This is a genomic window from Sphingobium aquiterrae (assembly GCF_037154135.1).
GTDB classification, from domain to species: Bacteria; Pseudomonadota; Alphaproteobacteria; order Sphingomonadales; family Sphingomonadaceae; genus Sphingobium; species Sphingobium aquiterrae.
Genome location: NZ_JBANFL010000004.1, coordinates 122,701 through 147,370, shown reverse-complemented (window position 1 = coordinate 147,370; position 24,670 = coordinate 122,701). Strand labels below are relative to the sequence as shown.

The window sequence follows — 24,670 nt, the reverse complement described above, 5'->3', positions numbered from 1 at the left end:
CCGATTCTGACAGCTTCGTGACAGCCAGCCCCCATAGCCTGCGCCAAACGGACAGGAGCGACGCAATGGCGAAAATGCGAAAGTTGATGGTTGCGGGCGCGGCCTGCCTGGCCGCGAGCGCGGGCCTCGCGACGCCGACGGTCAGCCATAGCGCGGCGCAGAGCGCACGGGGCGAGATCGGCTATGCCGCCCATTGCGCGCGCTGCCACGGTGCCGCGATGGGCGGCGGCGGCGCGCCGACGCTGACCGGCGCCTTCTGGAGCACATGGAAAGGACGCTCGCTGGGCGAACTGCTGGGGCTGATCCAGGGTTCGATGCCCGCCGACGAACCGGCCAGCCTTGACGACAAGGCCTATGCCGACATTCTCGCCTATATGATGGAGAAGGGCGGCTATCCGGCCGGCGCTTCGGAATTGCCGGCATCGCCCAAGGCGCTCGAAACCGTGCAGATCGGCGCGCAACCATGATCCGCGCCGCCCTCACCCTTGCGCTCCTGCTGGCATCCACCGCCGCCATCGCCCGCCCCCGGGATGGCGAGTGGCCCGATTATGCCGGCGACAAGGCATCCACCCGCTATGCCCCGTTCGACCAGATCGACCGCGACAATGTGGCCTCGCTCCACATCGCCTGGCGCCGTCCGGGCATCGCGCCCGAACTCGCCGCCGCCGATCCGAGCGTGCGCACCACCGGCTATTTCAAATCGACGCCGCTGATGATCGGCAATCGCCTCTATGCGCAGGACAGCGCCGGGCTGATCGAGGCGTTCGATCCGGGCACCGGCGCGACGATCTGGGTGCAGGAGCAGTTCGCCGGCGACACGGTGCATGGCTCGGGCATGCGCGGCATCGCCTATGTCGAGGTGGCGGGAAAAGGCCGGCTGCTCGCGGTGCGCGATCACTGGCTCTATGCCATCGACCTGTCGGGCAGGATCATCCGCAGCTTCGGCGACAATGGCCGCGTCGACATGGTTCCCGGCATGGGGCCGCGCGCCACCGACTATAGCTGGGGCGGATCTCCCCAGGTGTGCGGCGACGTCGTCGCGCTCGGCGCCACCCAGACCGACGTGCCGGGATCGAAGGAGCAGCCCCCCGGCTATGTCCAGGCGTTCGACGTGAAGACGGGCAAGCCGCGCTGGCGCTTCAGCCCGATCCCCGCGAAGGACGATCCTGCGGCGAAGACCTGGGAGGACGGATCGGCCGCCTATACCGGCCAGGGCAATGTCTGGGCGCCGATGAGCGCGGACGAGGCGCTGGGGCTGATGTACCTGCCCACCGCCTCCCCCACCAACGACATGTATGGCGGCCATCGGCTGGGCGACAATCGCTATACCGATTCGGTGGTCGCGGTGCGCTGCGGCACCGGAAAGGTCGCCTGGCACCAGCAGATCATCCACCATGACCTGTGGGACATGGACCCCAATGCCGCGCCGATGCTGGTGGACGTGACCGTTGCGGGCAAGCACGTGCCCGCCGTGGTGCAGCTCACCAAGCGCGGATCGGCCTTCGTGTTCGACCGGCGCGACGGCACGCCGGTATGGCCGATCGAGGAACGGCCGGTGCCGGCCGCGACGACGCCGGGCGAGCGCACCGCCCCCACCCAGCCCTTCCCGCTCAAGCCCGCGCCCTATGAGCCGCAGATGTCGGGTGGCGAGAATCTGATCGACTTCACCCCGGCGCTCCGCGCGGCGGCGCTCGACATCACCCGGGATTTCGTCACCGGGCCGATCTTCACGCCCCCGGCGGTCGAGGGCACAGACGGCAAGCGCGGCAGCATCCAGATGACGAACGGCGGATCGGGCTGGCCCGGCGGCGCCTTCGATCCGGAGACGGGCATGCTCTTCGTGCCCTCGTACAGCCGGGTGATGTGGATCACGATCGTGCCGGGCGATCCGGCCAGCACAGACCTGCGCTACATCAAGGGCCGCCGCAACCTGATCGAGGGGCCACAGGGGCTACCGCTCAGCAAGCCGCCCTATGGCCGCGTCACCGGCATCGACCTGAAGAGCGGCGACATCAAATGGGTCGCCGCCAATGCCGATGGCCCGCGGACCCATCCGGCGATCCGCGCGCTCGACCTGCCGCCGCTGGGCGTGCCGAGCCACGACATGCCGCTGGCGACAAGGTCGCTGTTCTTCCTGGGCCTGGCCGATCCGGTGACGATCCAGGGGCGCACCGCCGACGGCAAGATCCCGCTCCAGGCCTATTTCGACGACAGCCTGCGCGCGTTCGACAAGGCGACCGGCGAAGTGGTGGCGTCGATCAAGCTGCCCGCCGGCGCCACCGGTGCGCTGATGAGCTATATGTACAAGGGCAAGCAATATATCGTCGTGCCGGTGGGATCGATGAAGAAGCCCGCCGAGTTCATAGCGCTGGCGCTGCCATGAGGTGCTGGCTGGGCGCCGCGCTGCTGCTCGCCTGTCCCGCCGTGGCGCAGGCGCAGCAGGTGGCCAAGCCGCTGGACATCCAGCCGGTGCCGCACCGCCCGATCGCCGGCGGCTTCACCCTGGCGACCGCGGGCGACCTGATCTACCTGCGCGCGATGCTGCCCACCATCGCGGCGCAGGCCCCGGACATGCTGGCGCTGCTGCGCGACGCCGACCTGACGTTCGGGAATTTCGAGACCAACATCCTCGATCTGAGCCATTTCGCCGGATCGCCCCAGGCCGAATCCGGCGGGACATGGATGTTCGGCGCGCCCGGCGTGCCGGCGGACGTGCGCGCGATGGGCTTCGACCTGGTCGGCATGGCGAACAACCATGGCACCGATTGGGGCGTCGAGGGCATGCTGGAGACCACGCGCCGGCTTGACGAGGCCGGGATCGTCCATGCCGGCGCCGACCGCAACCTCTCCGCCGCGCGGGCACCGCGTTATCTCGACATGGCGAAGGGCCGCATCGGGCTGGTCGCCGCGACCACCAGCTTCACGCCGATGTCGCGCGCCGCCGATCCGATCGGCGAAGTGCCCGGCCGGCCCGGCGTCAACGCGCTCCGCACGTTGCGCACGACGCTGATCCCGGCCGAGCAGATCGAACCGCTGGCCCGGGTCGCGGCGGCTATCGGCGGCGGCGCGCGCCATGACGGCGCAACGGTCGAGCTGAGCGGCATCCGCTACCGCGCCAGCCCCGACGGCAAGCCGGGCCTTTCCTATGCGCTCAATCCAGCCGATCTCCAGGCCAATCTGCGCAGCATCCGCCAGGCGCACGAGAACGGCAATTTCACGATCTTCTCGCTGCACAATCACGAGCCCGGCAATCCCAGCCAGACGCCGGCCGACTTCGCCGGGCCGCTCGCCCATGCCGCGATCGATGCGGGCGCGGACGTCGTCGTCGGCCACGGGCCGCATCAGGTGCGCGGCATAGAAATCTACAAGGGGCGGCCGATCTTCTATTCGCTGGGCAACTTCGCGATGATGAACAACTCGCTCGATCAGATCCCGGCCGACATGTACGATCAATATGGCGTCGCGCCCGCCACCGACGTGACCGCCCCGGAACTCGTCTTCGCGCGCAATGCCCAGGCCTATGCCAACCCGCTGTTCCTGGAGAGCGTGATCGCCACCAGTCGCTTCGTCGACGGCGCCGTCGCGGAAATCCGCCTCTATCCGCTCGACCTGGGCAGCACCGAAAAGGGCGCCGGTCGCGGCGTGCCCCGGCTCGCGGACGCGCAGGTGGGGCGCCGGGTGCTGGAGCGGCTCCAGGCACTCTCGGCGCCGTTCGGAACCCGGATCATGATCGAAAAGGGCGTGGGCGTCATCCGCCCCTGACGCATCGGGCGGGCCGGCTCCTCCACGAAGCCGGCTCCGCGCCTCACTCGCTCACATTCTTGTAGACCTTGCCGCCCTTCATGACGAAGCGGACGCGCCACAGCGCGGTGATGTCCTTCAACGGGTCGCCGTCGACGGCGATGATGTCCGCCTCCATGCCCGGCGCAATCGCGCCGATCCGGTCGCCCAGGTCGATCGCTTTGGCGTCGATCGAGGTGGCGGCCATGATCGCCTTCATCGGGTCCTGGCCCTGCTGCACCCGCCAGACGATCTCGCGGGCATTGTCGCCCTCGGCGCCGGCATTGGTGTCCCCACCCGAAAGATAGGTGACGTTGGTCACTGTCAGGAAGCGGCGCCACTTGTCCTTGTTCTCCTGGACATTGCCTTCCATATATTTGAACGCGTCCTCGGTATAATTGCCCGTGCCGAGATATTTCGCCTTGTTGCGCATATAGTTGGGCTGGACCAGGCCGAAGGTCGGCTCGATATACAGGCCCTTCTCGCCCGCCAGCTTCAGCGTATCGAGCTGCGCGAGCTGGGCATGGGTGACGGTGGTGCAATGCCCGATCGCGGCGCGCACGGCGCTGTCGGCATGGGCATGGACCCAGGTCCGCAGCCCGAGCCGTTTCGCCTCGTCGCAGGCGACTGCGATCTGCTCGTCGGTCCAGGTCTGGCCGCCGCCGTCGCGGATGCTCTTCGTAACCATCAGCTTGATGAGGTCGGCGCCCTGTGCCTTGCGCAGGGCGATGGTCTGGCGGATGGCGTCCAGAGACAATTTGGGGTCGCGCAGCGGCTGGCCCGAGCTGAGCAGGCGCGGCCCCGGCAGCCGGCCATTGGCGATTGCCGCGCGCAGCGCGAAATCGTCGTTCGATCCGATGCTCTGGACGGTGGTGAAGCCTGCCATCAGCGTCAGATAGACATTTTCGGAGAATTTGAGCGCCTTCTGCTCGGGCGTCTCGCCCTCCTCGGTCGCGCGGTTCTCGTCGTTGAAATGCGTGGTGATGTGGACATGGGTGTCGATCAGCCCGGGCAGCACCGTCAGCCTGGCGAAGTCATAGGTCGGCGCGGACGCCGGCCTGCCCTTGCGCAGCGCGGTGATTTTTCCGTCGAGCACGGTGATCGTCATGTCGCGGCTCACCCCGCCCTTGCCGTCGATCAGTTCGCCGGCATGGATGGTGATCGGCACCGGCTTTTGCGGCGCGGGGGTGAACGGCGTCGCCGCGACCTGCGCTGTCGCGGGCAACGGCGCCAGCAGGAGCGCGGTGGCGCAGGCACTGGCGCAGGCACTGGCACAGGCGTTGGCGCGCAATCGTGCGGACGTGATCATGATATTCCCCCTTGTTGCATAGCGACCGGCTTCACGCGATCCGAGGCGGCGGCAATGATCTTGCAGAGCCGTTCGCGCCAGGCATCGTTCACCGGGAATATCGTGCCGAACATCGCCTGCTCCCCAAATCCATGAGAAAAGGGCTAGGCCGCAAAACTGTCTGCAACCTGTCACGAAAGCGGCATCCCGCGACAGCTTTGTGACAGGCGTGCGGCATAGCCCTTGACCGCATGCAAAGTTCGCCGATCATCCTGGCCCTGGGCATCGGCGCCGCCGCGATCACGCCGCTATGGGCGCAGACCGGCCCTGCGTCGCCCGCTGCCGCCGGAACCGAAGCTGCCGCCGAAGCCGGTGCCGAAGCCTTCCGCCGGCATTGCGCGGCCTGCCACGGCCCGGAAGGCGAAGGCGCGGCGGGGCCGCAACTGGTCCCGCTGCCGATCCCCGCCGCCGATGTCCGCGCGGTGGTGCGCGAAGGCAGCGGCCAGATGCCGCCGATCGCCCGCGAGCAATTGCCCGACGCCACGCTTGCCGCGGTGATCGGCTTCCTGGCGAAGCCGCGATGATGCGCCGCGCGCTGCCCTTGCTGCTGATGCTCTGCGGGAGCATCGCCCATGCCCGGCCGGACGACGATTGGCCCAGCTATGCCGGCGACGCCGCCGCCACGCGCCACACGACGCTGGGCGACATCGACGCGGCGAGCCTGCCCCGGCTCAGGCAGGCATGGAGCTGGCGCCATTTCGATGCCCCCGATCCGGCGGGCAAGACCGCGCCTGCCGCGTTCGAGACGACGCCGCTGATGCTCGACGGGCTGCTGTATGTCAGCACCCCCTATGGCAATGTCGCCGCGCTCGATCCCGTCACCGGCAAGGAGAAGTGGCGCTTCGACACGCATGGCGAGGCGCCGGGGCCGTGGCGCTCGGCGAGCGGGTTCAAGAATCGCGGCGTCGCGGCATGGCGGGATCGCGGCCGGCTCTTCATCTTCGTGGCGAGCCGCACCGGCCTGTATCGCCTGGACGCACGCACCGGCCGCCCGGTCGACCGGTTCGGCGATCATGGCCGGGTCGCGATCAACACCGGCCCCGGCTATCGGCCCGGCATCGCCGATCCGGCGAATCTCCAGCCCTCCTCGCCGCCGCTGGTAGTGGGGGATGTCGTGATCCTGGGCGGCGCGCTGCCCGACCGCCTGCTCAGCGATCCACCGCCGGAGGGCGCTGTCCAGGCGTTCGACGCGCGCACGGGCAAGCGGCGCTGGGTATTCCACATCGTCCCGCGATCGGCCGATGCGCCAGGCGCGGCAAGCTGGCGGGACGGCAGCTGGGCGCGCACCGGCCATGGCAATGTCTGGGCGCCGATGAGCGCCGACCTGAAGCGCGGCCTGGTCTATCTCCCCACCAGCACCACCACCAACGACTTCTACGGCGGCGCGCGCAAGGGCGACGGGTTGTTCGCCGAAGCGCTGGTCTGCCTGGACGCGCGCACCGGCAAGGTCCGCTGGCATTTCCAGACGGTGCATCACGGCGTCTGGGACTATGACAATCCCGCCGCGCCGAACCTGATGACGATCACCGTCGGCGGCCACCGCATCGACGCGGTCGCGCAGGTGAGCAAGCAGGGCTTCACCTATGTCTTCGACCGCGTCACCGGCACGCCGGTCTGGCCGATCGTCGAGCGCCCGGTGCCGACCGATACCGACATCCCCGGCGAGGCGCTGTCGCCCACCCAGCCCTTCCCCACCCTGCCGCCGCCGCTGATCGGCCAGGGCGTCGCGCTGGAGGACGCCAACGACCTGACGCCAGAGATCGCCGCCGCGGCGCGCGCGGCGATGAGCGCGTACCGGATCGGGCCGGTCTTCACGCCGCAGACCCTGCGCGGCACGCTGCAGCGCCCATCGGTGGGCGGCGGCGCCAATTGGGGCGGCGCGGCCTTCGACCCGGCGAGCGATACGCTCTATGTGCGCGTCAACGATGCGATCTCGCTGTCGCGCGTGGCGCGGGTGGCCGGCGACGATCCGACGATGCGCGCGGACTATGCCGCCACCGCGGGATCGCGCACCGTCACGCTGCCGGGCGGCATCCCGCTCACCCGGCCGCCTTATGCGATGCTCGTCGCGGTCGACATGGACCATGGCGCGATCCGCTGGCGCGCGCCGCTGGGCGAAGGCCGCGAATCGATCCGCAACCATCCCGCGCTGAAGGGCGTCGCGCTGCCCGCGCGGCTGGGCAACACCAACACCCTGGCCGGGCCGCTCTCCACCCCCGGCTTGGTCTTCATCGTCGCCGGCGACGGCTATCTCTATGCCTTCGACAAGGCGACCGGGGCGGAACGGTGGCGCGGCGCGCTGCCCTATCCCACCGGCGCCAGCCCGATGAGCTACCGCGGCGCCGACGGGCGCCAATATCTGGTCGTCGCGACCGGCAGCGGCACGGCCTCCGCCCTGATCGCCTTCGCACTCGAAAAAGGAACCCATGAATGAAGATGACCTGCCTGCGCGGCGCCCTCAGCCTGATCGCCCTTTCCGCCGCGCTGGACGCGACGCCCGCCGCCGCGCAGATGTCTGCCGCCGAACGCAAGATGATCGCGACGATCGACAGCGAGAGCGAACGCTCGATCGCGCTGCTCGAAAAGCTGGTGAACATCAACAGCGGCACGATGAACCCGGAAGGGGTCAGGCGAACGGCCGACGCGATCCAGCCCGAATTCGAGCAGCTGGGCTTCACCGTCCGCTGGGTGCCGATGGCCGAGGTCAAGCGCGCCGGCCATCTGATCGCCGAGCACAAGGGCAGCCCCAAGGGCAAGCGGCTGCTGCTGATCGGCCATCTCGACACGGTGTTCGAGCCGTCTAGCGGCTTCCTCACCTTCAAGCGGGAAGGCAATATGGCGACCGGACCGGGCGCGGGCGACGACAAGGGCGGCGACGTGGTGATCGTCGCGGCGCTGCGCGCGATGCAGGCGGCGGGCACGCTCAAGAACGCGAATATCATCGTCGTACTGACCGGCGACGAGGAGCGCGTGGCGACGCCGATGACAATCTCCCGCCGCGACCTGATCGAGGCCGCCGACCGATCCGACGTCGCGCTCGATTTCGAAGGTCTGGCGCGCGAGGGCGGCAAGGACATGGGCACCGTCGCGCGGCGCGGCAGCAACGCCTGGAAGCTCACCACCACGGGCCGCAGCACCCATAGCTCGGGCATCTTCGGCGAGGGCGTGGGCTATGGCGCGAATTTCGAGATGGTGCGCATCCTCGACACCTTCCGCCGCGAGCTTCACGAATATGGCCTCACCTACAATATCGGGCTGATGTCCGGCGGCGCCACGGCCTCGCTCGACGAGAGCGAGACGGTGGGCACCGCATCGGGCAAGAAGAACATCGTCGCCGGCACCGCAATCGCGATGGGCGACCTGCGCGCACTCAGCGACGATCAGAACGCCAAGATCCAGGCACGGATGCAGGCGATCGTCGCGCAGCACCTGCCGCGCACCGATGCGAAGCTGCAATTCTACGACGGCCTGCCGGCGATGCCCGCGACACCGGGCAACCTGGCGGTGCTCGCCAGCCTGAACGGCGTGAACCGCGACATGGGGCTGGCGGAGATGCCGCCGCTCGACCCGATGCAGCGCGGCGGCGGCGACATCTCGGTGATCGCCTCGCGCGTCGATTCGCTCGCCGGCCTGGGCACCGTCGGCAAGGGCGCGCATGCCGCCGGCGAACAGGTCGATCTCACCTCGATCCCGCTCCAGGCCAAGCGGTCGGCGCTGCTGATGTCCCGCCTGGCGGCCGAACCGCGCGGAACCGCAGCCGCAAAATGACGCCCGTTCAAGCGGCGCGGCCACCGGCGTCGGCGACACGCAGGCGCTGGCGGGTGCCGGCGCACATCCAGAATGTCCTGGGCCTCGCGGTCGGCCTGGGCGGCGGGCTCGCGGTCAATCTCTGGGCGCCCGGCGCGCCCTGGGTCGCGGGCTTCACCGAACAGGTGACACGGCCGATCGGCGAACTGTTCCTGCGGCTGCTCTTCATCCTGGCGCTGCCGCTGCTCTTTTCCGCCATCGCGAGCGGCGTGGGCGGGGTGCGCGATCTGGAGACGCTGCGCCGGATCGGCGGGCGCACGCTGGCGCTGACGGTCGCGGGCTCCGTGCTGGCCGCCCTGATCGGGCTTGCTGCGGCCAACCTGTTCCGCCCGGGGGACGGGGTCGATCAGGCGACGGCACAGACCCTGCTCGCCAGCGCGCGCGGCACGCAGCCGATGGTCGCGGCGGGGGCTCCCGCGGCGACCGGGCTGAGCATCGCGATGCGGCTGTTTCCCGCCGACATCGCCTCCGCGGCATCGCAGGGCAATGTGCTGGGCGTGATCTTCCTCGGCGCGCTGCTGGGCATCGGGCTGGTCCTGGTGCGCACCGACGCGAGCGCGCGCCTGCTCGCCGCAATCGAGGGCCTGTTCGAAATCGGCATCCGCCTGCTCGGCATCGTGATCCTGTTCACGCCGGTCGCCGCGGCATGCCTGTTGTTCAACCTCGCCGTGCTGTTCGGCTGGGACCTGCTCAGCCATCTGGGCGCTTATGTGAGCGTCATCCTGTTCGCGCTGATGCTGTATATGGGCGTGGTACTGTCCTCGGCGGTGTGGATGTTGGGCGGGCTCAACCCCCTCGCCTTCTTCCGCGGCGTGCAGGACGCCGCCTTCATCGCCTTCTGCTCGGGCTCGTCGCAGGCCACCCTGCCCACCGCGCTGCGGGCCGCCGAGGAACGGCTGAAGCTGCCGAGCCAGGTCGCCCGCTTCGTGCTGGGCGTGGGTACGTCGGGCAACCAGAGCGGCACCGCCGTCTATCAGAGCGTGACCGCGATCTTCCTGGCGCAGGTGCTGGGCGTCCAGCTTGGGGCGGGCCAGCAACTGTCCGTGCTGGCGGTATGCGTGCTGGGCGGCATCGGCACCGCGGGCGTGCCCGCCGGGTCGCTGCCGGTCGTGGCGATGATCCTGGGCATGGTCGATATCCCGCCGAGCGCGATCGGGATCGTGATCGGTGTCGACCGGCTGCTCGACATGTGCCGGACGACGCTCAACGTGGTGGGCGACCTCGCCCTGGCCGTCATCGTCACCCGCGAAGGATAGCGACAGGAACATACGCCTTCCGTCTCACCGGATGGATCATCGGCAAGCCCAGGCGGGCCACGACATCTTGCGCACCGCAACAACTCTGTTAGCATATGCGCCAAGCCCCGGGGGACATGGGGGTATCCAGGAGAGGCCACCTTCGGTTTGGGGGCCGATTTTTGGGTTTCTGCAGGGGTCTGTTGTCGATTTGTCGATCAGCGTGCATTGCCGCGGCAATGGCGCTGGCGCCGTCGTTGCCTGCCGCGCTGGCCGCCGACGGTGCGCCCGCACCCGCGCCCATCGAAGTCCGCGTCGTCATTGTCACCGCTTTCGAGATCGGCGAGGACACCGGCGACCGTGCCGGCGAATATCAGGCCTGGGCACAGGTGATGCCGCAGGTGATGCCCTTCCCCGCCGGCTTTCGCCATCTGCGCTACGACCCCGTCCGCAAGGCGCTGCTGCTCTCGACCGGCATCGGCACGAATCGCGCGGCGGCCTCCACCATAGCGCTGGGCCTCGATCCGCGCTTCGACCTTTCCCATGCCTATTGGCTGGTCGCGGCGATTGCGGGCACCAATCCCAACAGCGCATCCATCGGCTCCGCCGCGTGGATCGGCGATGTCGTGGACACCGACTATGGCTATGCCGTCGACCCGCGCGAGGCGCCCGGGGACTGGCCCGCCGGCATGTTCGCCCGCGACAGCAAGCGCCCCTATCAGGCGCCCCATGGCGACGCCCAATATAATCTCTTCCCGCTCAACAAGGGCTTGCGCGACTGGGCCTATGGCCTGACGAAGACCGTCGTCATCCCGGACACGCCCGTCCTGCAGCAGATCCGCGCAAGCTATGCCCGCTATCCCGCCGCCGGCCAGCCGCCCGCCGTGATCAGGGGCGTGGAGGCGAGCGGCCAGACATTCTGGCACGGCGCGCTGCTCAACACCCATGTCGAGCGCTGGTCCGATTACTGGACCGGCGGCGGCGAACCCTTCGTCATGACGGCGATGGAGGATACGGGCGTCGCCAACGCGCTCAACATGCTGCACCGGCTGGGCAAGGCCGATCCGGCGCGGCTGATGATCCTGCGCACGGGCAGCAACTATTCGGTCCAGCCCGAGGGCGTGGGCGCCGCGGAGAGCCTGATTTCCGAGGCATCCGGCCTGTCCGCGCTGCAGGCTTCGCTGAATGCGGCCTTTCTGGTCGGCATGCCCGTGGTGGACAGGATCAGCAGCCATTGGAAGGCATTGCGGGACAAGGTGCCCGGAGACGCGGAGGTCGTGCGGTCGCCATAGAGGGCGCCCTTCATCGACCATGCGAATGGAGATTGCGGCCCCTTAGACAATGCTGAGGCGTGCGGAAGGGGCCGCTGGGGAAAAACGGGAATAACAGACCGAAAAAGGGGAAATTTCGATGCGTCATCTTCTGCACGCCGGCGTCTGCGCCATCGCAGTCTGCTCGGCCACCGCTGCCTATGCCCAGGAAACCACGTCATCCATCCGCGGCGAAGTGACCGCAAGCGGCGCGCCGGTCGCCGGCGCCAGGGTGACGGTGAAGCATGTGCCTTCGGGCACGACCACATCGACCACCACGGGCAATGACGGCACCTTTGCCGCGTCCGGCCTGCGCATTGGCGGCCCCTTCTCCGTGACGGTCGCGGCAGAGGGCTATTCCGACTTCACCGTCACCAACATCTCGCTGACCGCCGGCCAGCCGCTGCGCCTGCCGATCGCGCTGCAGGGCGCCGGCGACGAGGTGATCGTGACCGCCGCGACGTCCGGCGCGGTCGACCTGTCCTCCGGCCCGGCCTCCGTCCTTGGGCGCGAGGAGATCGAAGGCGTCGCCTCCGTCAGCCGCGACATTCGCGACATCGTGCGCCGCGACCCCTTCGCCACCATCGACCCGGCGCAGAGCCGCGGCGTGATGATCGCCGGCCAGAATGCGCGCCTCAACAAATTCTCGGTCGACGGCCTGCGCTTCTCCGACAATTTCGGCCTGAACGTCGGCGGCCTGCCCACCGCGCGCGGCCCGGTGCCGCTGGACGCCATCGAGCAGCTGTCGGTGAAGATCGCACCCTTCGACATTTCCGAAGGCGATTTCCAGGGCGGCGCCGTGAACGTGGTGCTGCGCTCGGGCACCAACAAGTTCACAGGTTCGGCCTTCTACACCTATTCCAGCGACAAGCTGACCGGCGACCGCAGCCGCGATGCCCGCGTCAGCCTCGATTTCAAGAGCAAGAATTTCGGCGCCTTCCTTTCCGGCCCGCTGATCGAGGACAAGCTGTTCTTCGCGGCATCCTATGAAAAGATCGAGGAAGGCACGCCGATCGCCATCGGCACCGCCGGCTTCGCCAATGTGGTGCCCAATGTGTCCGATGCGCAGATCGACACGCTGACCGGCATTTCCCAGTCCGTGTACAATTATGATCCGGGCGGCGTGACCCGGTCGACCCAGGAAAAGGACGAGAAATACACGGTCAAGCTGGACTGGAACATCATGGACGGCCAGCGCCTGGCCTTCACCTATATCCGCAACGACAGTTCCAACAGTTCGACCGCCGGCTTCTCCTCGACCACAGCGACCACCCCGGCGCTGGCGCTGGCTTCCAACAACTACCGCCGCCCGGAAAAGGTACAGTCCTACGTCGCCCAGCTGAACTCCGACTGGGCCGACAATTTCCACACCGAAATCCGCGGCAACTTCCGCAAATACGACCTCACGCCAGTGCCGTTCGGCGAATTCCCGTTCAGCCAGATGCAGGTCTGTCTCGATCCCAACGCCAATACCGGCAGCGCGATCCAATGCACCCAGGGTTCGACCGCCAACCCCGGCACGGCTCGCCTGTATTTCGGCCCGGATCAGTTCCGGCATTTCAACTATGTTCGCACCAAGCAATATGGCGCTGACATCGCCATGCGCTGGGAAATGGGCGACATTTCGATGAAGGCGACGGCGGCATGGTCGCATCTCGACGTTGCCAATGCCTTCACCGCCAACGCGCTCGGCACCTATTATTTCGACTCGCTGGCCGACTTCCAGGCCCAGCGCGCGAGCACCGTGACACTGGCGGGTTCGATCACGGGCAACCTCAATGACGTGCTCGCCAGCTTCAAATATGACCAGTACACCTTCGGTTATCAGGCAAGCTATGACCCCAGCCGGACGCTCAGCCTGAGCGCCGGTGTGCGGACGGACCTGTATGCCGGCATCGAACCGCCGCTTCTCAACACCTTCTTCACCGCACGCTATGGTTTCAGCAACCGCGCGGTGATCAACGGCAAGATGGTGGCCCAGCCGCGTTTCTCCGCCATCTGGACCCCGACATCGGAACTCAAGATCCGTGGCGGCGTGGGTCTGTTCGCAGGCGGCTCGCCGGACGTCTTCCTTGGCAACAGCTATTCGGTGGCGGGCGTCAACGGCAACTCGGTAACGATCAGCCGCAATGCGGACGGCACATGTACGCTGCCGACGGCGGCTGTCTGCAATGCAGCGCTGAACGGTGTCGACGGTCGCAACTTCTCCAGCGTGCTCACCGAATATCTGCGCACGAACAATAGCTCGCTTGCATTGGCGAACGTCAACGCGATGGACCCCAAATACAAGATGGAGTCGACCTGGAAGAGCAGCCTGTCGATCGACTACACGCCCAAAAACCTGGGTTTCCTGGGTTCCGGCTGGAACTTCGGCGGCGATCTTTATTATGGCTGGGTAAACAATGCGCCGATCTATCGCGACCTGCGCATCGCCGCATCGGGCAGGACGACGCCCGACGGCCGATCGATCTACAGCCTGATCCCGGGGACCAGCGGCGCAAATTCCGACCTGCTGCTCTCCAACACGTCGAAGGGCCACTCGCTGGTGGCGGTCGCCCGCATCGACAAGAGCTGGGACTGGGGCCTGTCGGTGGGCGGCAGCTACACCTTCCAGGATGTGACCGATGTCAGCTCGATGAACGGCACGACCGGGTCGGGCACCTACGGCCAAAACGCGATGGTTGATCCCAACATCGCCGCCTATGGCACGTCGATCTACGAGATTCGCAACAGCTTCAAGGTCCACTTCGACTTCGATCATGCGTTCTTCGGCGACTACAAGACCCGCTTCAGCCTGTTCGGCGAGCGACGTTCGGGTATCCCCTACAGCTTGACGATGAGCGACACGCTCGGCGCCAACGGGCATGGCAATGTGTTTGGAGCGACCGGCAGCGTCAACCGCTACCTGCTGTATGTGCCGACACTCAACGATCCGCTGGTGGCCAACACCACGGCAGCCGACGCGGCCACGCTGGCATCGCTCAATGCCTTCATCGACGCCAATGGGCTGAGCAAATATCGCGGCCAGATCCTGTCCAAGAACTCGCAGCGCAGCCCGCACTGGTCGAAGATCGACCTGCACATCGACCAGGAACTGCCGGTGCCGACGCTGAACGGTCCGCGCTTCAAGCTGTTCGCGGATATCGAGAATGTGCTGAACCTGATCAACAAGGACTGGGGTTCGCTGCGCCAGGTGACATTCCCCTATCTGGCATCGGTCGTGAACGTCTCATGCGTGGCCGTGGGCAGCAACAGCTGCGGCCAGTATCGTTATTCGAACTTCTCCAACCCTGCGGTGAACAACCAGACGCGCTATTCGATCTGGAGCGTCCGTATCGGCGCGAAGGTCGAATTCTGATCCGACCGGAGCGCGCCGCGTCCCATCCGACGCGGCGCGCTCCGGCGCCTTGCGGCACGGAAATGGGCACCCGCGCATTGCGTCGGGCGCCCATTTTCATTTCGTCCGCGATCTGAGAGAAGCAGCGCAGCTTCGCTGGAGAGGATAATATGCCCATGGAACGCCTGTTCACCCTTCTGGCGGGGCGGATCGCTTTTGTCGCCGGCCAGCCCGCCGCCTTCATCCTGGCGCTCGCCACGGTCGTCATCTGGGCGATCACCGGGCCGATCTTCGCCTTTTCCCAGACCTGGCAGCTGGTCATCAACACCGGCACGACCATCGTCACCTTCCTGATGGTGTTCCTTGTCCAGAATTCGCAGAATCGCGATGCGGCGGCGATGCAGGCGAAGCTGGACGAGATCATCCGGGCGATCGAGCCGGCGCGCAGCGCCTTCATCGGCATCGAGCATCTGACCGACAAGCAGATCGAGGAAATCCGCGCGCAGCTGGAGGCGGAATGCGAGGAAGGGGCCGACCCGTTCCTGTCGGGCACGCTCAGCGTCGACCAATTGCTCCGCCGCCGCTGAAAAGCTGCACTCCCCGCTTGCACTGCCCCCGCCCCCAAGCTAATGACGCGCCTTCGCGGAGCGCAGGAGTGTAGCTCAGCTGGTAGAGCGTCGGTCTCCAAAACCGAATGCCGTGGGTTCGAGTCCCTCCACTCCTGCCAAACTTGCCGGAAAACTTGCGCTCAGCCGTGTGTAAGTCTATGGACCCGCGAGATTTTCGGTCGCGAAGGGGCGGCCGCATCCGGGGCAAGGCCATCAAAAACGATGGCGCAACACCCGGAGGGCGGCCTGTCGCTTCGCGGATTTTGTTGTTTTTGAACGGGTTGATCGACAGGTGGCAAAGACGTCCCCAAGCGAGTTCGTGAACCAGGTGAAAGCCGAAGCGTCCAAGATCGTGTGGCCCACGACTCGCGAGACGATGATGGTGACGATCATGGTGCTCATCATGACCTCTCTGCTGGGTGTGTTCTTCTTTGGCATCGACACCCTGTTCGGGGCGATCGTGCAATGGCTGCTGGCGCTCGCCGCCGGCCAGGCCTGAGCATTGGCCAAGACTGGCCTGAGCAACTGGAGTGTGAATCGGTAACATGGCGCGCTGGTACATCATCCACGCCTATTCAGGCTTCGAGAACAAGGTGCGCGATTCGATCGTTGCGGAGGCCGAGCGCATGGGCCTGACGCAGCTGGTCGAATCGGTCGAGGTGCCCACCGAGACCGTGACCGAGGTTCGCCGCGGCAAGAAGGTGCAGTCGGAGCGGAAATTCTTCCCCGGCTATGTCCTTGCCAAGCTGGCGATGAACGACGACGTCTATCACCTCGTCAAGAACACGCCCAAGGTCACGGGCTTCCTGGGCTCCTCCGGCAAGCCGCAGGCGATCAGCGAGGCCGAAGCCGCCCGCATCCTCAACACCAAGGAGGAAGCGGCCGCCGCGCCCAAGCACAAGATCAACGTCAATTATGAGATTGGCGACAGCGTCAAGGTGCTGGACGGCCCCTTCGCCAGCTTCAACGGCGTGGTGGAAGAGCTGGATTTCGAGAAGAGCCGCGTGAAGGTCTCCGTTTCGATCTTCGGTCGCGCGACCCCGGTCGAGCTGGATTTCGAGCAAGTCGAGCTGTCGAAATAATCCCTTGTGCTCCTGCGCAGGCAGGAGCCCAGGGTTCCAGGCGCAGCGCAAGCCGCCCTGGGTTCCTGCTTCCGCAGGAACACATGACATTCCCCACGGGGAATAATTGCGGGAGGCAGGTCTTCGGACCTGCCGTCTGACCGCTAAACTTGAACCGGACGGGATGCCCGCAAGGGCGCCCTTCCAGCAACAGAGTGAGTGACAATGGCTAAGAAGATTACGGGCTATATCAAGCTCCAGGTGCCTGCGGGCGCCGCCAACCCCTCGCCACCGATCGGCCCTGCACTGGGTCAGCGCGGCGTGAACATCATGGAATTCTGCAAGTCGTTCAACGCGCAGACCGGCGACGTCGAAAAGGGCACCCCCCTGCCGACCGTCATCACCGTGTTTGCCGACCGCAGCTTCTCCTTCGTCACGAAGACGCCGCCGGCGACCTTCCTCATCAAGAAGGCCGCTGGCCTGAAGTCGGGCTCGAAGGAGCCGGGCAAGGTTTCCGCCGGAAAGATCAAGCGTTCGCAGCTGTCCGAAATCGCCCAGGTCAAGATGAAGGACCTGAACGCGAACGATATCGACGCGGCGACGAAGATCATCGAAGGCTCCGCCCGCGCGATGGGCCTCGAAGTGGTGGAGGGCTAAGACATGGCAAAGCTGACGAAGAAGGCGAAGACGCTTGGCGCCGCCATCGACCGGGAAAAGCTGCACGGCGTTGACGAAGCGCTGTCGCTGATCAAGACCCACGCGACCGCCAAGTTCGACGAGAGCGTCGAAGTGGCGATCAACCTGGGCGTCGATCCGCGCCACGCCGACCAGATGGTCCGCGGCGTCGTCACCCTGCCCGCCGGCACCGGCAAGACCGTGCGCGTCGCCGTGTTCGCCCGCAACGAGAAGGCGCAGCAGGCGCTTGACGCCGGCGCCGACGTGGTTGGCGCGGAAGACCTGCTGGAGAGCATCCAGGCCGGCAATATCGACTTCCAGCGCGTCATCGCGACGCCGGACATGATGGGCCTGGTCGGCCGCCTCGGTAAGGTTCTGGGCCCCAAGGGCCTGATGCCGAACCCGAAGCTGGGCACCGTGACCCCGAATGTCGGTGAAGCCGTGAAGGCCGCCAAGGGTGGCCAGATCGAGTTCCGCGTCGAAAAGGCCGGCATCATCCACGCTGGCCTGGGCAAGGCAAGCTTCAGCCAGGCCGACCTGCGCAAGAATTTCGATGCGTTCGTCGATGCGATCGTCAAGGCGAAGCCCTCGGGCTCCAAGGGCAAGTACGTCCGCAAGATCGCCCTGTCGTCCTCGATGGGCCCGGGCGTGAAGGTCGACGTTTCGGAAGTCGCCAGCGCCTGAACGGCCTGACGGCACCGATGGAATAGAAAAAAAGGCCCCTGTCCGGCATGGACGGGGGCCTTTTTTCATCGCCGCGCGTTTCGCTATCCACCGCAACGGGTGGCAGTGACAATCGACAGCCGCTATCGACGGATCATACATGCGGTTGCCGTCTGTACATGGCACGCCGCATGGAAGCGACATGAGTGACAGATGAATCAGCAGACGCCCGTCGACATCCCGGATGACATCAACGCCACCCTTCCGCCCAGTTCAAAGCTGATCCCCAGGAAGCCGCTGATCCTGCGCTTCGGCAAATGGATACAGCCCAAGACCAATCGCTGGATCGCCGGTTCCTCCCGGATCGGCGACAGGCCCGTTTACGATCCGCACAGCTTCGACTGGGTGCCGGAGCTGGAGAAGCACTGGAAGGACATCCGCGCCGAGGCCGCCGCCGCGCTGCAGGATATCGAGGCGGTGCCGCCGCTCGCGACGATCTCCCCCGACCACCGCCGCATTGCGCCGGCGGGGCGCTGGCGCTCCTATTTCCTCATCGGCTATGGCTATCGCGACGAAGCCAATTGCACGGCCTGTCCGCGCACGGCCGAACTGGTGTCGCGCATTCCGGGGCTCAACTCCGCCTTTTTCTCCGTGCTGGTGCCCGGCACGCATATCCCGCCGCATACCGGCGTGACCAAGGCGTTCCTGACCTGCCATCTGGGCATCCAGGTGCCGCAACAGGCCGGGAAATGCCGGATGCGCGTGGTCGACCAGTGGCTGCAGTGGGAAGAAGGCAAGTGCCTGGTGTTCGACGACTGTTTCGACCATGAAGTGCGCAACGACACGGACGAGACCCGCATCGTGCTGCTGCTGCAGTTCCGGCGCCCCGTCGGCATCATCGGCAAGATCGTGGGCGGCCTGTTCCTGGAGGGCGTGCGCCGGTCCCGCTTCGTGCAGGATGCGCGCAAGGGTATTGCGCAATGGTCGGCAAACCGCGTGGGGCAATAAGCCCGGCGGACGCTGCGTCCACGTAGAAATCAAGTGACAGGACGGGCCGAACCGTGTATCGGCGCGCCACCGGACCGCTTGCGGTCCACCGTCCGAGACCGTTGGTGAGGGGGATTTGCCCCTCTTAATGCCCAGCCTAGACGGGGAAAAGTTCTTGCCGGATGGGCCCTTCGCCCATTCCGGGCCTGCCCCTGTTCGGGAACGAACGTTACGGGCCGGCGACCTCTCCCCTCACGGACACGCCCTCTATCCGGTTCGCCGGAGACAGGGTTTTGCCGCCTTCCGGGCTGTTCCGGAGGGCTTGAATGGAGAATGGCATGGATCGTAATCAGAAAGCTGATGTCGTTTCCGCGCTGAACGCAACTTTTGCCGAGCTTGGTGTTGTCGTGGTCACACGCAACCTGGGCATGACCGTCGCCCAGTCGACGGTTCTGCGGCAGAAGATGCGCGATGCCGGCGCGACCTTCAAGGTTACGAAGAACCGCCTCGCCAGGATCGCGCTGAAGGACACGCAGTACGAGCAGATCAGCAGCATGCTGACCGGCCCGATTGCACTGGCCTCCTCGGCCGATCCGGTCGCCGCCGCCAAGGTTGCGATCGAATTCGCGAAGACCAACGACAAGCTTGAGATCGTTGGTGGCGCGATGGGCGAGATGCTGCTCGATGCGGAAGGCGTGAAAGCGCTGGCATCGATGCCGTCCCTGGATGAACTGCGCGCGAAGCTCGTCGGCCTTATCGTGGCCCCGGCGACCAAGCTCGCAACCGTCACCCAGGCACCGGCTGCGCAGCTCGCGCGGGTCTTCAACGCCTATGCGGAGAAGGAAGCCGCATAAGCGGCCGCCCTGTCCGACGTTCGTTTTTCAACTCTTGTATAAGGGGCCCTCAAGGCTCCGCCCAGAAGGGATTAGGTAAGTAAAATTATGGCAGACATCAACGCACTGGTCGATCAGCTTTCGGCCCTGACCGTCCTCGAAGCCGCTGAGCTTTCGAAGGCTCTTGAAGAGAAGTGGGGCGTTTCGGCCGCCGCTGCCGTCGCCGTTGCCGGCCCGGCCGCTGCCGCTGCCGGCCCGGTTGTCGAAGAGCAGACCGAGTTCGACGTGATCCTCACCGGCGACGGTGGCAAGAAGATCAACGTCATCAAGGAAGTCCGCGCCCTGACCGGCCTGGGCCTGACCGAAGCCAAGACCCTGGTGGAGTCCGCTCCCAAGGCGATCAAGGAAGGCGTCAGCAAGGACGAGGCCGAGAAGGTCAAGAAGCAGCTTGAAGAAGCCGGCGCGACCGTCGAGCTCAAGTAAGCTTTTCCTCCGATCCTTCGGATGAAAGAAGAGGGCGGTCCCGATGGGGCCGCCCTTTTTCGTTTGGGTGACGATGGGCTTTCATGATGGTGGCGAACGGTCGAAGTCTGCCATTTCCTTTTTGCCATCCTGAACGTGTTTCAGGATCTATCTAACCTTCCCAGCCGCCGCCTGTGGGGTGGCATGGATGCTGAAACACGTTCAGCATGACGGGTGCGAGGAAGGCGGCAAACCAACCAACTTCCGTCATCCCCGCGCAGGCGGGAACCCATCTCCTGACCTGGCATCCAGCGCCTTTTGACGGGAGATGGATTCCCGCCTGCGCGGGGATGACGGAAGAGTGATTTCTTGCCCGTAGGGACATTCCCAGCTCAGCTCTGACATCACCCATAGGAAGCGAGCAACCCGATCGGCCAACGCAGAAAGGGCGGCAATCCCATGGATCGCCGCCCCTGCCCGCCCTCGACATGGAGGGTTGAATGTTTCTGCTGGGCGGTCCGCCCGCTCTCAATCCTGCTCCGCCTTCAGCTTTGCGATCTGGCTGTCGAGGTCGGCGAGGATTTTCGTGCGGAGCGAGGCGCTGAGGTCCTGCTGCTTTTCCATGTTCACGCGGGCCTCCGCCAGGCCCTGGAGCGCGGAGAGGCGGGCTTCCCTGGCGATGCCCTTGCCGCAGATCATCACGCGCACGCGCTGGGCCCTGCCATTTTCCTCCACAACCTGCGTCGTGCCGCCCTGGCGCCCCTTCGCGCACCGCTCGTCGACGTCGACCTGGGGGATCATGCGGGCGATCTCGCCGTCATCGATGGTGATGTCCTGCGTGATCGTCTTGCCGTCACGGGTGCGGACGACCACGCGGTGCCCCTTGCCGTCGGCGAAGACGGTGGGCGGCAGCGGGGGAACGGGCGGTGCCGGCGGCTCGGGCAGTTCGATCACATGCTCGCGCCGCGTGCCGTCGGGCGATATCATCACGATCTTCCTCATGCGCGGGGCAGCGGCAGGCGGCGCGGGCGGAACCGGCGGTTCGGGAATGGCGATGGCCTGCGCGGCGCGGGCGGCCTCATCGGCCTTGCGCGCCGCGATATCGGCGGTCTGCAGGGCATCGTCGGCAGCGCGCGCGGCCCTGTCTGCCATGGCTTCAGGCGCTTCGGGCGATTGCGGCAGGAAGCTCGCGAGCTTCACCATATGGGCGTTGCCGACCTTTTCGGAGACGGCCGCCATTTCCTGCGCGGCGCGGCCGCCCGACGCGGTGAGCGCAAGCCCCGCGACGGTGACGAAGGAAACCGCGGTCATGCCCCAGCTGATGCGGCGGAGCGAGTTGCTGTGGGTGGAAAGCATCTTCAGCCGTCCTTTCAGATTGTCGATGGTGTTGAGGTGGCATGCGGCGGCATATTGGCGGCCGCTCGCCGCCTTCAGGATCGCCCGGCCATAGGCCTGGGCATGGGCGGCGCCATGACGCGCCAGGACATCGGCATCGCAGGCCAGCTCCTGATCCGCGCGGAAGGCGCGATAGGCGATCCAGGCCAGCGGGTTCCACCAGTGCAGCGCCAGCACCGCCAGCGCGACGAGGTTGGCGCACAGGTCGCCCCGGCGATGATGGGTCAGTTCATGGGCGATCGCCATCGCCCGCTCGTCCGCCGTGTAGCGATCGGCGAAGTCGACGGGCAGCACCACATATTTGCGGCGCACACCAAAGGCGAGCGGCCCGCCGACATGCACGCTTTCCACCAGCGACACGCCGCCCCGCACGTCGATCAGCAGCGCATCGCCCAGCATCAGCCGGCGGAAGCGGAGATAGGCGACAATCTCTATCGCGCAGAACAGTATGGCGCCGGCAAGCCACAAGGCGATACCCGCCTCCAGCCAGGGGAATGGCGCGGACTGGGGCGCGGCGGCGTCTGCGGTCATGTGCAGCACGACATAGGCACCGGAGCCGTCGATGGCCGAGGGCGGCAGCACCGCGTCGGCCGCCGTGCCACGCGGCAGCGGCGGCAGCGCCAGGCGGGCAACCGGGATAGCCCAGAGCATATAGGCGATCTTCGCCCCCAGATGCCGGGCCACCGGCACGCGCAACATCATCACCAGCGCCATCAACAGGGTGGAGGCGACCAGCCCCTCGAACATCCAGGCGATCATGGCTTCAGCTCCCTCAACAGTGCCTCGATCTCTTCGATATCCTGCGGCGACAGCTGATCCTGCTCCGCCAGATGGGCGACGAGGGGCATGATCCGCCCGCCGAACAGGCGATCGACCAGGCGGCGCGATTCCCCCGTCACATAAGCGTCCCGCGCCACGCGGGGCGTGTAGAGAAAGCGGCGGCCATCCTGCTGCGCCGACACGATTTCCTTGGCGAGCAGGCGGGACAGCAGCGTCTTGACCGTCTGGATGCTCCAGCCGCGCTCCCCCGAGACACGCGCGGCGACATCGGCGGCCGTCAGCGGCGCATCCTGCCAGAGCGCCTCCATCACCGCATATTCCGCCTCGCTGATCTTCTCGCTCACGCTATCATGCTCCACATCGCGCCACGGGGATGAAAGTCGGGGGACGGGACTCGTCGACTACAACTGTCATCGTTTGTCATCGTTACGACTACAACTGTAGTCATTCAGCTGAACGGTCAATGAACAATCGACAGGATGCACGGCACCGTCGACGGGAGGCCGGACTGTCGGGAATGTTTACAGACCATCGCCAGCCCGGCGACGCATTAACCAGCGAACGGCAGGGGCACCGCCGACTTGCCGGAACTGGCATGGCACCTGCAATGATCGGCATGTTCCGACCGAGAGGTGAACGGGGGGACGCAGCAGCAGCCTTGCCCGCAGCGCGTCCCCCACCCGGAGCATCCACGCAGAACCGGCACACAGCAAAAAGGCCGCAGCGCGCATGCGCCACGGCCTTTTGCGGGATTACCCGAAATCGGGGTCAGCTGGCGTTGGCGACACCCTGCTGCGTCATCAGCTGCTGCAATTCGCCCGCCTCGTACATCTCCATCATGATGTCGCTGCCGCCGACAAATTCACCCTTCACATACAGCTGGGGGATGGTCGGCCAGTCGGAAAATGCCTTGATGCCCTGGCGCACGGCCTGGTCCTGCAGCACGTCGACCGTGTCATAGGCGACGCCCAGATGCTCCAGGATCGCGATCGCGCGGCTGGAAAAGCCGCATTGCGGGAAGAGCGGCGTGCCCTTCATGAACAACACGACGTCATTGCCGCTCACGATTTCGGCAATGCGCGCCTGGGTTGCATCGGTCATCATCGGTTCCATTTCATGTCGTGGCGGGTCCAAGCCGCCGTCAAAGCTCTGTCAGTCCCTCAATTGGGGACGGCCGTGGTCAGTTGCAAGGCGTGCAGCACGCCGCCCATGCGGCCACCGAGAGCGCCATAGACGGCCTGATGCTGCCTGACCCGGCTGAGCCCCCGGAAACTTTCCGCAACCACGCGCGCGGCATAATGATCGCCATCGCCCGCAAGGTCGGTGATCTCCACCTCCGCATCGGGAATGGCGCTTCGGATCATCGCCGCGATCTCTTCGGCTGCCATCGGCATGATCGGCGTCTTATTTCGGTTCGATGAACTGGCGGCGGGCAATCACGGCCTGCTCGTCCAGCGCCGTGCGCACGGCCATCTCGTCAATGTCGACACCGGCAGAGGTCAGGTCGCCCACCAGCTTGCGCACGACATCCTCGTCGCCCGCTTCCTCGAAATCGGCCTGGACCACCGACTTGGCATAGGCGTCGGTTTCCTCGGGCGTCAGGCCCATCCTGGCGGCGGCCCATTCGCCGACCAGGCGGTTGCGCCGCGCAGTGACGCGGAACATCATTTCCTGGTCGTGCGCGAACATATTTTCAAAGGCGCGCTCGCGGTCGTCAAAAGTCGTCATGCGTATGTGCCCCGGTGCTGGCGCTGAATTGTTCCTTTGCAGATAAGCCCGCCGCGCGCTTTAGGCAACGGCAGGAACCAGCCAAGGCCGTTCGGCGCGTGCTTTTTCCTCATAGCTGTCGATGCTCTTCACGTCCGACAGGGTCAGGCCGATCTCGTCAAGGCCGCCCATCAGGCACATCTTGCGGAAAGGATCGATGTCGAAGGTGAAGCGATCCTGGAACGGCGTGGTGACGGTCTGGTGCTCCAGGTCGACATGGATGGGATCGGTCTTCGCGACCTCCATCAGCCGGTCGACCGCCTCCTGCGGCAGCACCACGGTCAGGATGCCGTTCTTGAACGCATTGCTCGAAAAAATATCGGAAAAGCTGGGCGCGATCACGGCCTTGATACCCATGTCCGCCAATGCCCAGGCGGCATGTTCGCGGCTGGACCCGCAGCCGAAATTGTCGCCCGCGATCAGGATGGGGCTGCCGGCATAGGCGGGATCGTCGAACACATTGGCGGGGTCTGTCCGCAGGGCTTCGAACGCGCCCTGGCCCATGCCCGCGCGGCTGATCGTCTTCAGCCATTTGGCGGCAATGATCATGTCGGTGTCGACATTCTTCACGCCCAGCGGATAGGCGCTGCCTTCGACCGTCTCAACCTTGTCCATCACTGTC

Annotated in this window: 24 protein-coding genes and 1 tRNA gene; 18 read left to right on the top strand and 7 right to left on the bottom strand. The window is 66.1% G+C overall.

All coding sequences use genetic code 11. The features are described from left to right. Positions 1–65 precede the first annotated feature (65 nt). Genes WFP78_RS05960 through WFP78_RS05950 form a run of 3 tightly spaced genes read left to right on the top strand, consistent with a single transcriptional unit; the run spans position 66 to position 3,762 of the window. On the top strand, positions 66–467 hold the full coding sequence (locus tag WFP78_RS05960; RefSeq protein ID WP_336959711.1) for a cytochrome c: 402 nt from the start codon (positions 66–68) through the stop codon (positions 465–467). Next, positions 464–2,383: an outer membrane protein assembly factor BamB family protein gene (locus tag WFP78_RS05955; protein WP_336959709.1), complete on the top strand. Its 1,920-nt coding sequence runs from the start codon at positions 464–466 to the stop codon at positions 2,381–2,383. The genes WFP78_RS05960 and WFP78_RS05955 overlap by 4 nt, the downstream gene beginning before the upstream one ends. Beyond that, positions 2,380–3,762 (top strand): CapA family protein, encoded by a 1,383-nt coding sequence (locus WFP78_RS05950; RefSeq protein ID WP_336959707.1) that lies wholly within the window; start codon positions 2,380–2,382, stop codon positions 3,760–3,762. Before WFP78_RS05955 ends, WFP78_RS05950 begins: the two co-directional genes overlap by 4 nt. Before the next feature lie 43 nt (positions 3,763–3,805). Here WFP78_RS05950 and WFP78_RS05945 read toward each other — a convergent pair whose 3' ends face one another. Then, complete coding sequence (locus tag WFP78_RS05945) at positions 3,806–5,089, bottom strand: amidohydrolase family protein (RefSeq protein ID WP_336959705.1); 1,284 nt, start codon at positions 5,087–5,089, stop codon at positions 3,806–3,808. 230 nt (positions 5,090–5,319) lie between these two features. On the opposite strand from WFP78_RS05945, the gene WFP78_RS05940 reads away from it, so the two are divergent. The 15 genes from WFP78_RS05940 (at position 5,320) to rplL (ending at position 20,127) form a co-directional block, all read left to right on the top strand. Then, the gene (locus tag WFP78_RS05940; protein ID WP_336959703.1) at positions 5,320–5,652 is read left to right on the top strand and encodes a c-type cytochrome; all 333 of its coding nucleotides are present in this window, start codon (positions 5,320–5,322) and stop codon (positions 5,650–5,652) included. Then, on the top strand, positions 5,649–7,562 hold the full coding sequence (locus tag WFP78_RS05935; protein WP_336959700.1) for an outer membrane protein assembly factor BamB family protein: 1,914 nt from the start codon (positions 5,649–5,651) through the stop codon (positions 7,560–7,562). Before WFP78_RS05940 ends, WFP78_RS05935 begins: the two co-directional genes overlap by 4 nt. Then, positions 7,559–8,896, top strand: coding sequence for a M20/M25/M40 family metallo-hydrolase (locus WFP78_RS05930; protein WP_336959698.1), 1,338 nt, complete (start codon positions 7,559–7,561; stop codon positions 8,894–8,896). The genes WFP78_RS05935 and WFP78_RS05930 overlap by 4 nt, the downstream gene beginning before the upstream one ends. Before the next feature lie 53 nt (positions 8,897–8,949). Further along, on the top strand, positions 8,950–10,191 hold the full coding sequence (locus tag WFP78_RS05925; protein ID WP_336959696.1) for a dicarboxylate/amino acid:cation symporter: 1,242 nt from the start codon (positions 8,950–8,952) through the stop codon (positions 10,189–10,191). Positions 10,192–10,409: 218 nt separating this feature from the next. After that, positions 10,410–11,462 carry a purine nucleoside permease gene (locus tag WFP78_RS05920; protein ID WP_336959693.1) on the top strand — a complete coding sequence of 351 codons (1,053 nt, stop codon included), beginning with the start codon at positions 10,410–10,412 and terminating at the stop codon, positions 11,460–11,462. 118 nt (positions 11,463–11,580) lie between these two features. Beyond that, the gene (locus tag WFP78_RS05915) at positions 11,581–14,838 is read left to right on the top strand and encodes a TonB-dependent receptor (protein ID WP_336959691.1); all 3,258 of its coding nucleotides are present in this window, start codon (positions 11,581–11,583) and stop codon (positions 14,836–14,838) included. A gap of 155 nt (positions 14,839–14,993) precedes the next feature. After that, positions 14,994–15,404 (top strand): low affinity iron permease family protein, encoded by a 411-nt coding sequence (locus WFP78_RS05910; protein ID WP_336959952.1) that lies wholly within the window; start codon positions 14,994–14,996, stop codon positions 15,402–15,404. Between the two features lie 64 nt (positions 15,405–15,468). Continuing rightward, positions 15,469–15,544, top strand: a tRNA-Trp gene (locus tag WFP78_RS05905). A 173-nt stretch (positions 15,545–15,717) separates the two neighbouring features. Further along, positions 15,718–15,924, top strand: coding sequence for a preprotein translocase subunit SecE (gene secE / locus WFP78_RS05900; RefSeq protein WP_275484960.1), 207 nt, complete (start codon positions 15,718–15,720; stop codon positions 15,922–15,924). A gap of 46 nt (positions 15,925–15,970) precedes the next feature. Next, a complete protein-coding gene (gene nusG, locus WFP78_RS05895; protein ID WP_336959687.1) occupies positions 15,971–16,507 on the top strand; it encodes a transcription termination/antitermination protein NusG in 537 nt (178 codons plus the stop codon). A gap of 204 nt (positions 16,508–16,711) precedes the next feature. Then, the gene (rplK, locus tag WFP78_RS05890) at positions 16,712–17,143 is read left to right on the top strand and encodes a 50S ribosomal protein L11 (protein ID WP_336959685.1); all 432 of its coding nucleotides are present in this window, start codon (positions 16,712–16,714) and stop codon (positions 17,141–17,143) included. Positions 17,144–17,146: 3 nt separating this feature from the next. Continuing rightward, complete coding sequence (rplA, locus tag WFP78_RS05885) at positions 17,147–17,845, top strand: 50S ribosomal protein L1 (RefSeq protein ID WP_336959683.1); 699 nt, start codon at positions 17,147–17,149, stop codon at positions 17,843–17,845. Between the two features lie 192 nt (positions 17,846–18,037). Next, complete coding sequence (locus tag WFP78_RS05880) at positions 18,038–18,832, top strand: aspartyl/asparaginyl beta-hydroxylase domain-containing protein (RefSeq protein WP_336959681.1); 795 nt, start codon at positions 18,038–18,040, stop codon at positions 18,830–18,832. A gap of 317 nt (positions 18,833–19,149) precedes the next feature. Beyond that, positions 19,150–19,665 (top strand): 50S ribosomal protein L10, encoded by a 516-nt coding sequence (gene rplJ / locus WFP78_RS05875; protein ID WP_336959679.1) that lies wholly within the window; start codon positions 19,150–19,152, stop codon positions 19,663–19,665. Between the two features lie 87 nt (positions 19,666–19,752). Beyond that, the gene (gene rplL / locus WFP78_RS05870) at positions 19,753–20,127 is read left to right on the top strand and encodes a 50S ribosomal protein L7/L12 (protein ID WP_336959677.1); all 375 of its coding nucleotides are present in this window, start codon (positions 19,753–19,755) and stop codon (positions 20,125–20,127) included. Positions 20,128–20,634: 507 nt separating this feature from the next. Here the strand turns inward: rplL and WFP78_RS05865 are convergent. The 6 genes from WFP78_RS05865 to leuD form a co-directional block, all read right to left on the bottom strand. Beyond that, the gene (locus WFP78_RS05865) at positions 20,635–22,260 is read right to left on the bottom strand and encodes a M56 family metallopeptidase (RefSeq protein ID WP_336959675.1); all 1,626 of its coding nucleotides are present in this window, start codon (positions 22,258–22,260) and stop codon (positions 20,635–20,637) included. Next, a complete protein-coding gene (locus tag WFP78_RS05860; protein WP_336959673.1) occupies positions 22,257–22,625 on the bottom strand; it encodes a BlaI/MecI/CopY family transcriptional regulator in 369 nt (122 codons plus the stop codon). Before WFP78_RS05860 ends, WFP78_RS05865 begins: the two co-directional genes overlap by 4 nt. 424 nt (positions 22,626–23,049) lie before the next feature. After that, on the bottom strand, positions 23,050–23,382 hold the full coding sequence (gene grxD / locus WFP78_RS05855; protein WP_336959671.1) for a Grx4 family monothiol glutaredoxin: 333 nt from the start codon (positions 23,380–23,382) through the stop codon (positions 23,050–23,052). 59 nt (positions 23,383–23,441) lie between these two features. Continuing rightward, a complete protein-coding gene (locus tag WFP78_RS05850; RefSeq protein ID WP_336959669.1) occupies positions 23,442–23,675 on the bottom strand; it encodes a BolA family transcriptional regulator in 234 nt (77 codons plus the stop codon). Between the two features lie 10 nt (positions 23,676–23,685). Beyond that, positions 23,686–24,009 (bottom strand): DUF1476 domain-containing protein, encoded by a 324-nt coding sequence (locus WFP78_RS05845; protein ID WP_336959667.1) that lies wholly within the window; start codon positions 24,007–24,009, stop codon positions 23,686–23,688. A gap of 60 nt (positions 24,010–24,069) precedes the next feature. After that, positions 24,070–24,663: a 3-isopropylmalate dehydratase small subunit gene (leuD, locus tag WFP78_RS05840; protein ID WP_336959665.1), complete on the bottom strand. Its 594-nt coding sequence runs from the start codon at positions 24,661–24,663 to the stop codon at positions 24,070–24,072. Positions 24,664–24,670 lie beyond the last annotated feature (7 nt).